The following is a 9,489-nucleotide window of genomic DNA, read 5'->3' as shown; positions in this document are numbered from 1 at the left end:
CTTATTGCCACGCTCGTCGACTCCATGCAACGCAAACACATTCTTTGCCAAATCCATGCCAATTGTCGTAATATTCATTTCGGACTCCTCGCCTCAAGTAGTTGGTCATACTTCTACTTTGGCACATCGATGCCGTCGGCGCTGGAGTCCCCTCTCTATTTCCAGCAGCCTCGAAGGCGGCGTCCATACCATTTGTTTACGATCTGTCGCGAGCGAGCGTCAGCGGGGTGAAGAGCAGCGCAAAAAGCGGAATGTACTGAAGTACATGAGCATTTTGAGCAGCGCATGAGCCCCGATCACGCTCGCGCAGTAAGATCGCAAACAGGTTCTAACTACCCCTGTAAGTTGAATAGGCCCATGGCGACACCACCAGCGGCACATGGTAATTCTGGCTGGCATCTGCCACGCCAAATGCCAGGGTGACACGGTCTATGAATTTGGGAGTGGGCAGGTCCACACCCTGTTTATCGAAGTAATCGCCAGCGGCAAAGACCAGTTCATACTGACCGGGTTTCAGGCTGTCACCCTCCAGCAAGGGGGTGTTGCAGCGGCCATCCTGGTTGGTGACTTCGGTTTTCAGCAATGTTTTCTGGCCTGCCTCAACCGCATACAAGGCCACTTGCACACCCGCACCGGGTTTGCCTATGCTGATATCGAGCACATGTGTACTGAGCTTTCCCATTGTGAACTCCTATATTGATGTCTTGAAATACGCTATCAGCCAAATCTTATACTCTCAGCAGTCTATCAATATACTATCGAAGATATACACATCATGAAGACGACAACACATTCCAGTGCCGGAATTGTGTTTAAGCACCAGGATGATACCCACATGATACCGGCAAGCATTTTCAAAATTTAGCCTAGGCCTGAGCGATGACGACTACCACCCTGGACCACCTGAACCACTGCACGGCGGCGGAATTTGTGCAAATCTTGCATGGTATCTATGAGCATTCGCCCTGGATACCGGAAAGAGCCGCCACGCAAAGACCTTTCACCCGCATCGCCGCGCTGAAGCTGGCCCTGCAAACGGTGGTCACTGCAGCGACGCAAGATGAACAGCTGGGCCTGATACGCGCCCATCCGGAACTGGCGGGCAAGGCTGCCATAGCGGGTGAATTGACTAAAGAATCTACCGGTGAACAGGCCAAGGCCGGTTTAAACAACTGTAGCCCGGAAGAATTTGCCGCCCTGCATCAGTTGAATGCCGATTACAACAACAAGTTTGGCTTCCCCTTCATCCTTGCTGTCAAAGGGCCGGATGGCAAGGGCTTTACCCGGCAAGCCATCATCGCCACCTTCCAGCGGCGCTTTAAAAACCAGCGTGAAGATGAAATGGCAGAATGCCTGCGCCAGATAGGCCGCATTGCCGAACTGCGCCTGAATGATTTGCTGGACCATGCACTGCAATTCGGCCCGGCCATCATGGAATGGTCAGAAACCCTGGCAAGCTGGAGTGATGATGCCGAAGGCCTGACCTGTGCCTATATGACGCCAGCGCACCAGAAAACGGCAGCGCAACTGGCGATCTGGATGCGCGAAGCCGGCATGCAGGTACATATTGATGCGGTAGGTAATGTCGTTGGCCGTTATCTGTCAGACGTAGCAGGTGCCAAAACCCTGATGACCGGTTCCCACTATGACACGGTATGCAACGGCGGTAAATATGACGGGCGTGAAGGTATATTGCTAGCCATCGCCATCATCAGGCACTTGCATGAAAGAGGCGAGAAACTGCCTTTTCATCTGGAGGTCATCGGTTTTTCTGAAGAAGAAGGCGTGCGCTACAAAAGCACCTTCCTCGGCAGTAATGCCATCATCGGCCAGTTTGATCTGGCCCTGCTGGACAAAACAGACGCTGCCGGCATCAGCATGCGTGATGCCCTGACAGCTGCCGGACATGATGTGGGCCAGATACCTGCGATCGCACGCGACCCCGCACAAATACTGGGCTTTGTCGAAGTGCACATAGAACAGGGGCCAGTCTTGCTGGGGCGTGATTTGCCTGTCGGCATAGTCACCTCGATTGCCGGTAGTTGCCGCTATCAGGTACAACTACAGGGCGTGGCCAGCCATGCAGGCACTACACCCATGCATATGCGCAAGGATGCTGCTGCCGCCGCGGCAGAAATCATCCTGTATGTGGAACAGCGTTGTGCAAACGGGACATCCCTGGTGGGTACGGTGGGGCAATTGCAGGTACCGCATGGTTCGGTGAATGTGATACCCGGTGCCTGCAATCTGTCGCTGGATATACGCGCTGCCGATGATGCGATACGCGATGCCGCCGTCAATGACATCCTGGCGCATATTGCAAGCGTCTGTCAGCGTCGCGCCATAGAAGTCAATGTGCTCAGGGCCGTGGCAGCCCCGGCCGCCCCATGCGCACCCTGGCTCATGCACCAACTGGCTGCCGCCACGCAAAGAGCGGGTTTGCCAGCATTTGAACTGCCTTCAGGGGCAGGGCACGACGCCATGGCCATCGCCAGGATGACCGATGTAGGCATGCTGTTTACCCGCTGTGGCAACGGCGGCATTAGTCACAATCCACTGGAAACCATGACTACCGATGACGCCGACGTATCGGCGCAGATCTTGCTGGATTTCTTGAGGAACTTTACAAGCAAAAAATAGATTTACCCTAGGCTGCAATTGCTTTGCGTATCTCGGTTTTTTCCATTTCGGTAAAGTCCAGTACGGTCAGTTGTTCATCCAGCAGGATGAGGTGATCGGTTTCTGGTATTCCGACTGCCAATGCGACAGCGTGCGGTTCAGACAGAAATAGCGGGCGCTCATTTTTGCGCATGAAATTGCTGTGTTCTTTCTTGACGCCGCCGATATGGGTTTCAAAAGTAATGTTGCGCTCGTTTTCAATTTTGGTGACGCCGACCAGTATGGGTTTCAGTACCAGTTTGTGCCTGATCATGCTGCGCAACTTGTAATCTTGCCAGGCAACCAAAAAACTGCTGACAGCAAGCCCGCCGAATAGCAGGCCAAAGACCAGTATCATGAAAAAGCGGTTGGTGATATGTTCAGTCGCTATCGATGTGGTAATCATCGACATGTTTTTTCTGTATCTGAGCACTTCGGTTTTCATCGAAGGGCTGAAACTGATAAACCAGAAACTGTGTTCGATCTCTTTGACGGTGCTGTCTTTCGGTGTGGCCAGGTATCTGATTTTGACATCACAATCAACAAAAATGAATTTACGCGTCTTGCATGAACCGTGTATTTCAGATTGCGTATCTATTACAGGGTCTTTGGATACCTTATAGTCATAGACCAGATCCGGCACCATGAAGTACGCGATCACCGTCGTCAGGGCAACAAACAGCAAGCCCAGGCATATACTGGTCATCAAGCCCTGCTTGCCAGTGGCGAGTATGGACATGCGGCGTTTAGGAAAGGCTGAGGCAATGCTGGCAAAGTGATCGGTCGCAGTTGTGGACATGTCGTGGATTCCCTGAAGTGTTTTGAAAAATTCCGCCTGTACCGACGGTAAGCTTAAAGTATCACGAAAGACTTGTTTTTAAAGAAACACTATTTCAAATTTTTACAAATAGCGATGGTATTTTCCTTGATTACGAGTTAAATGCGCGACAAACAGAATCCTTCGGGAATTAAAAGCATCACTTGATTGTGAAAGTTGTTGTAGTGTTGGCTCGGTTTCTAATGTCAAAATCTTTTTAGTGCTTCATGTCTTATGTCATAGATATAATCATCTTTCCTGCACCTCCATGAAAAAACAGACTTCTTTACATCCAGACGACATCGCAGCATTGCAAAAACAATTTTTTCATTCCCTGACTCTCGGTACAGGCAGGACGATGTTGCTCATGAAGGCGTATCCCGCTGTTGATTTTTCAAAAGAGTTTATTGCGGCGGCGACAAAAAATCTGGCAAATGACCCTCAATCCGAAGGCAGCAGGGCAGATTATTTATTTCGCCTGATTAAACGATCCAAACAAAAAGATTTGATTGCAAATGTTGTTCTTCAAAAGCTGAAAACCAGGAAGCGGGGAGAGAATGACCTATCTCAGCTTTGTGATCTCGCTGTCTTGTTGTACAAAGATGGAATTGTTCGTGCGAAAGAAGTGCTTATACAGAGATTCGAAAAATCCTTCCATGCTGATTTTGATGCTTGCGGAGAATTTCAAGTACTGCAACTCGAAGGTTTACAGGCTTTGTTCAGAATGGCTGAACGTATTGGAAAACTTCCTCCTGACGAGCGGGAAAATTGGGAAAATCGCTGGCTGGTCGAAAATTTTCAAGAAGAAAATAAATCTCTGAACGTATTTTCAGAGTTGAGCGAGGCGGCCAAGAATAATCCTTTTATTCAAAATTACGTTGAGCTGATCGGTGGTGCCAAACCATTAACGTCTTCGCCCCGAATAAAGATGTCACCATATACTGTGAATGAGGTGGAGGAAATTATTCATAACCAGAGACCGCGTGCTTTTTTCAATCGTGCCCGGATTCAAAAGATGACAGTTGCAGAAATTGAGCAGGTCGCCAGGAATTTTCTGGAAACAAGGGACGATGCAAAGAAATTCAAGTATCTGCGGTTTTTCTACGCTACCAAGTTCCCATTTTCTTATGCGCCTCTGTTAAAAATAGCGCGCGGAAAGATCGATTTTCAGATGCGCGCTGTACAGCATGCGGTACTGGCATTGAGTCATCTTAACGGTGCCGAAATACGGGCACTGGCGCTGAAGAAATTCACTACAGTAAGGATACCCTGGGTTTATCTGCAACTGCTGGTCAGTAATTATCAGTATGGTGACGCTGATATGTTGCTTGAAATCATGGGCCGCTCAAAAAATCCGGATGAATTGCACCTCTTTGTGTCAGGGCTAATTGCTATTTATGAAGCCAATCCAGGGGCCGATTGTAAGGCCCCGATAGAGCTGATGTACCATAATATGAACTGTGCCTTGCATAGACGGGAGCTGGTTGAATTATTGTTTGAAAATGGCGTGCTGTCTGATGAAATATTGCCTGAGCTTGCTTATGACTCTGAAGAGAGGATCAGAAAATTCTACAGATACGTTCAGCGCGACCGCGCCAGACTCAAAACGGCAAATCATGCCTGATTACTTGAGACCTTCACCAAAATGAAAAACCGTTTAACCCGCAACGTCCTGCACTTGGCCTTGATGCTGTTGGCGATTTGTTTTATGTCGGTAGTGAGTCATGCTGCAGATAATGTGGATGGGCCAGCTAAACCGGCGCAGGTCGAATTCAAACCCAGCCCTGAAGTGTTGGCCCGTGTGGAACAAAGCCAGCGACTGGTAGAGACCTGGTATCCATTGATCAATAGCCTGCTGTTTGATGAAGGCCATGCCTTGCCTTATGCGGAAATTGGTATCGTGCTGATGCCAGGTTTTGGGCCGGAACTGGCAAATGTGGTTGCCTATGTCAGTGGCAATACCATTTACATTTCTGCTGAACGGGTGGCGATCATGCCCGACAACTTCCAGGCCATGCTGGTACATGAAATCACGCATATCAACCAGCAATACCCGCCATCGAAGGAACAAGTCGGCTGGCTGGTGGAAGGTATTGCTGACTATGTGCGCCACAAGTATTTTGAAAAAGATATCAGCGCCAGCTTGCAGATCAATGGGCAAGACCAGCTCACTGGCTATCAGCCTGATGCGCCGTATTTTTATATGCTGGAAAAACAGGGCGTCAGTTTGAAGCAGCAGGGTTATCTGAAGGCTTACACTGTTGCTTCCAGTTTCTTGTACTGGCTGGAAATCAGCAAGGACAAGGACATCGTCAAAAAGCTGAACCGGGCACTCAGCAAGGGCGAATATACGCCGGACCTGTTTGTCGCGGTCTGTGGTGCCACGCTGGATAGCTTGTGGCAGGAATTTGTCGAGGCATCCAAGGCGACAACAATGGCGACAGCGGCTGCTGCCAAATCCTGAATACCGTCGAAAGCAAGCAAAAGCGCTGCCTTACATCTGCTGGAACAAGTGCGTATGGTTGCGGCTAACTTCCAGTTTTTCGGTATGGCCTTTCAGCGCGATGAGTTGGCGGCCACGAAAATCCCGCGTTACTTCGGCAATGGCAGATACGCGTACCAGGGTGGAACGATGTATGCGCCAGAATTCCTTGGGGTCGAGTTCGTCTTCCAGTTCCTTCAGTGATTTGCGTATCAGGAATTCTGCCTGTTCGGTTTGTACCAGCGTGTATTTTTCGTCGGAGCGGAAAAACAGAATTTCTTTGGTGCTGATCATGCGCAGGCTGCTACCCACGCTGGCCTGTATCCAGCGCAGGTAGTCGCGGTTTTGACCCTGATGCTGCATCAACTGCGTCAGTAATTGTTCTACCTGTTTCGCCTGGTTGGGTGCAGCAGGCGCTTGTTTATCTTGCTGCTGGCGTTGCTCCAGTTGTTGTTGCAGGCGCTGGCAGGTAGCGGCCAGGCGTTCGGCTTCTACCGGCTTCAATAAATAATCCATGGCACCGCGTTCAAACGCCTGTATCGCATATTCATCATAGGCGGTGACGAAGACGATCAGTGCCTGTTTGGCCAAAGTGCTGGCAGCTTCTATGCCATTTTTGCCTGGCATGCGTATGTCCAGGAAGATGATGTCGGGCTTGTCAATTTCAGCCTGTTCGATGGCGGCAATACCATTCGCTGCTTCGGCAATGATGGATAGCTGTGGCCAGGCCTGTTGCAGGCGTGCACGCAATTGCTCACGCATCGGGGTTTCATCATCGACGATCATTGCTGTTGCAGTTGTTGCTGCTTTCACTGACATGCTTTTGCCTTATATCTAATTAATGCGTGCCGTTCAGAGGTAGTTGTATGCCCACCACGGCGCCGCCGCTTTGAGGTGCTTCAATGATGAGCTGTGCTCTGCCTGCATACAGTACTTTCAGGCGTTCACGAATATTGCCCAGGCCCAGGCCATCATCTGCATGCATATTGAAACCCATGCCATTGTCGCGGACTTCGACCAGCAAATGATTATCCAGTTTTTTGGCGGTAATGCAGATATGGCCGCCCGTGGTCTTGGGTTCCAGTCCATGTTTGATGGAATTTTCCACCAGGGTTTGTATCATCATGGAAGGGAAGGGCAAGAACTCCAGTTCAGAAGGTAATTCTATCTGATAAGTCAAACGTTCCTGCATGCGTGCCTGCATGATGTTCAGGTAGGCACGACACATTTCCATCTGTTGCCCGAGCTTGCCATTGCCCTTGTCGCGCATTTGCGGCAAGGCAGAGCGCAGGTAGGTGATCAGGTGCTGGTGGACCTTGCTGGCTTCAGCCGGATTGGTTTCTATCAGCTGTCCTATCAGGGCCAGGGTGTTGAACAGGAAATGTGGTTCTATCTGGGCTTGCAGGGCAGCCATTTCCGCTTCCAGCACTCTTCTTTCCAGCGCTTCGACATCGGCGCGCGTGGCGGCTGCCGTGGCAGCAATTTCGGCCCGTCGCTTGCCGCCGGCCAGGCTCTTGACGATGATGGAAACAATGATCAGCAAAAACACCGGCCCGCCCAGGCCCAGCATGCTACCTATGATCAAGCTCAGCAACGCTGTGATCATCAAGTAAGTCCACGACTTGACTGCCAGCCAGTCAAAGAATTGCCACCACAGCACGGTCACCGTTTCGGTGACGTCCGTGATGAAATCCAGCACCTTATTGTCGTTGCGGTGGTTCATGATCATTTCTCGATATCTTGTTCACTACCAGCCTGTTTGCCTGGTCGGTAATTAAACCTGGGAAGAAGTCTGTTTGTCTTTATTGGCAAACAGTTTTACCAGAATAGAACCCAGGACTGCGGTATTCGCCAGCGATGACAGATGGATCAGGCCGCCGGTGAGAATGGTCAGCAAGGATACCAGCAACAGCTTTTTCCAGGATGCCTGGATGATCCAGTCAAATGCTTGTTGCCCGACATAGGCCAGTGTTTCACCCAGATTCTTGATAAAGTCCATTGTAGGGTTACTGTGAGCGTTGTTCATGGTGTTTTCCTCTGTTGTTGTGTGGTGGATGGTCATTAAGTCATTGCCTGGGTTCATGGTATGCTCCTTTGTTTGCTGCCATGGAGTGACTATAGCGATACCCATTTGCGGGCGACAGCGACTTGTGACCAAGTGCGTAATGGCGAGGTTTAATGGTACCCGGGGAAGATAAGTGGGGCGCTGGCATCCGCCCTGTTATGGATTTCAAGGGGGGTAAGGGGTGGCAAGGTGCAGCAGGTGTCAGGATGATGGCTTTTTTAGATAGAATGGCGGTTTCTGCTTAAAAGAATAATAAGATGGTTATCAAGGAATTGATTAAATTTGCCATGGTCGGCTTATGCGGCACGGCCACCCAGTACCTCACGCTATGGCTGGGGGTTGAGTATTTGCATATTTCTCCTACCATTTGTTCGGCAACCGGCTATCTGCTGGGCTCGTTCTTGAACTATGCATTGAATTATTTTTTCACCTTTGAAAGCGATGGCGAGCATCTTTCATTGGCCCCCAAGTACTTTGCCGTGCTGGGTGTAGGCTTTCTGTTTAATGTCGTGGCGATGTGGTTCCTGACTTCACATCTGCAAGTCAATTACTGGATTTCACAGATATTCATTACCGGGATCGTTTTCCTGTGGAATTTTATTGGTAGCAAAATATGGGTTTTTAAGTAACCGAGGTGCGCGTTAGGCCATTTGTCTTTAGAATGTGAATTGCTTCGTTGATAAGAACTACTTTGACCGGAGGTACACATGCATAAAAGTCGATTGGCAGGTCTGGTGATAGATTGCCAGGTAGATGACATCAATCCGGCAGCCACTTTCTGGGCCGGCGCCTTGGGATATACGGCGATTGCGTCTGATGAAGAATGGGCATCCAAGTATGTCTACCTGGATGTGCCGGGGGAAGAGGCAAGATTGCTGTTACAGAAGGTTGAGCACCCAAGCCGCGTGCATCTGGATATAGAAACAGACAATATCCAGGCCGAGGTACAGCGCCTGGAAAAGCTGGGCGCCAAAATCGTCCAGGTGATGGAACGCTGGACGGTGATGGAAGCACCCACCGGACATCGGTTTTGTGTAGTGAATCCCCAGCGTTCAGATTTTCATGAAGCTGGGGATGTGAATGTCTGGAAGTGATCTGGCTGCCGGGTCAGCGCTGTCGTGATGACCCGGCAGTTTAGAAGGGCGATTCTACATTTTCATAAGCTTGATTTGTATTTCTGTTGCAAAGCATGAGGCGATCTTGCGAAAGCCTTGACGGCTTGTTAGCAAGGCAAAATAAAAAAGCCCTCTGAGTCAGGCTGAGAGGGCTTTCTTCGTAATGAGGCTCAACAATTACGCAAGCAATAACCTTCCCAGCCACAGATGTGACTGATGATGGCGTGCATGCAAAGCGAATGTGATAGCAAATTTCATGAGCCTGATCTTAGATTTTCAAATGAATTCTGTCAACCTGAAACATATTAAGTTTTATCATCTCTTCTATTGTGGTCACCATGTCGATACTGCC

Annotated in this window: 10 protein-coding genes; 5 read left to right on the top strand and 5 right to left on the bottom strand. The window is 49.8% G+C overall.

The annotated features are described in order from the left end of the window. Positions 1-328 precede the first annotated feature (328 nt). On the bottom strand, positions 329-682 hold the full coding sequence (gene uraH, locus ACO0LM_RS26685) for a hydroxyisourate hydrolase (protein ID WP_423041653.1): 354 nt from the start codon (positions 680-682) through the stop codon (positions 329-331). A 197-nt stretch (positions 683-879) separates the two neighbouring features. Between uraH and ACO0LM_RS26680 the strand changes: the two genes are divergently transcribed. Further along, positions 880-2,640: an allantoate amidohydrolase gene (locus tag ACO0LM_RS26680; protein WP_423041651.1), complete on the top strand. Its 1,761-nt coding sequence runs from the start codon at positions 880-882 to the stop codon at positions 2,638-2,640. Between the two features lie 7 nt (positions 2,641-2,647). Here the strand turns inward: ACO0LM_RS26680 and ACO0LM_RS26675 are convergent, their stop codons facing one another. Next, positions 2,648-3,457, bottom strand: coding sequence for a hypothetical protein (locus tag ACO0LM_RS26675; RefSeq protein ID WP_423041649.1), 810 nt, complete (start codon positions 3,455-3,457; stop codon positions 2,648-2,650). 286 nt (positions 3,458-3,743) lie between these two features. Between ACO0LM_RS26675 and ACO0LM_RS26670 the strand changes: the two genes are divergently transcribed. Both ACO0LM_RS26670 and ACO0LM_RS26665 read left to right on the top strand, forming a co-directional pair. Next, positions 3,744-5,099 (top strand): hypothetical protein, encoded by a 1,356-nt coding sequence (locus ACO0LM_RS26670; protein ID WP_423041647.1) that lies wholly within the window; start codon positions 3,744-3,746, stop codon positions 5,097-5,099. A 21-nt stretch (positions 5,100-5,120) separates the two neighbouring features. Then, positions 5,121-5,939 (top strand): basic secretory protein-like protein, encoded by an 819-nt coding sequence (locus tag ACO0LM_RS26665; RefSeq protein WP_423041645.1) that lies wholly within the window; start codon positions 5,121-5,123, stop codon positions 5,937-5,939. 30 nt (positions 5,940-5,969) lie between these two features. Here ACO0LM_RS26665 and ACO0LM_RS26660 read toward each other — a convergent pair whose 3' ends face one another. From ACO0LM_RS26660 to ACO0LM_RS26650, 3 genes are read right to left on the bottom strand one after another with little or no spacing between them, the layout of a single operon-like run. Beyond that, on the bottom strand, positions 5,970-6,776 hold the full coding sequence (locus ACO0LM_RS26660; RefSeq protein WP_423041643.1) for a LytR/AlgR family response regulator transcription factor: 807 nt from the start codon (positions 6,774-6,776) through the stop codon (positions 5,970-5,972). Between the two features lie 19 nt (positions 6,777-6,795). Next, positions 6,796-7,680, bottom strand: coding sequence for a sensor histidine kinase (locus tag ACO0LM_RS26655; RefSeq protein ID WP_423041641.1), 885 nt, complete (start codon positions 7,678-7,680; stop codon positions 6,796-6,798). Positions 7,681-7,731: 51 nt separating this feature from the next. Continuing rightward, positions 7,732-7,983, bottom strand: a complete 252-nt coding sequence (locus tag ACO0LM_RS26650; RefSeq protein WP_423041639.1) for a hypothetical protein — start codon at positions 7,981-7,983, stop codon at positions 7,732-7,734. A gap of 296 nt (positions 7,984-8,279) precedes the next feature. Between ACO0LM_RS26650 and ACO0LM_RS26645 the strand changes: the two genes are divergently transcribed. Further along, the gene (locus ACO0LM_RS26645) at positions 8,280-8,651 is read left to right on the top strand and encodes a GtrA family protein (protein WP_422984751.1); all 372 of its coding nucleotides are present in this window, start codon (positions 8,280-8,282) and stop codon (positions 8,649-8,651) included. A 78-nt stretch (positions 8,652-8,729) separates the two neighbouring features. Next, positions 8,730-9,116, top strand: a complete 387-nt coding sequence (locus ACO0LM_RS26640; RefSeq protein ID WP_423041637.1) for a VOC family protein — start codon at positions 8,730-8,732, stop codon at positions 9,114-9,116. Positions 9,117-9,489 lie beyond the last annotated feature (373 nt).

Origin of the sequence: Undibacterium sp. Di26W (assembly GCF_049340265.1) — a bacterium.
Taxonomy (GTDB): Bacteria; Pseudomonadota; Gammaproteobacteria; order Burkholderiales; family Burkholderiaceae_D; genus Undibacterium.
This window is presented reverse-complemented; position numbering and strand designations above follow the sequence as displayed.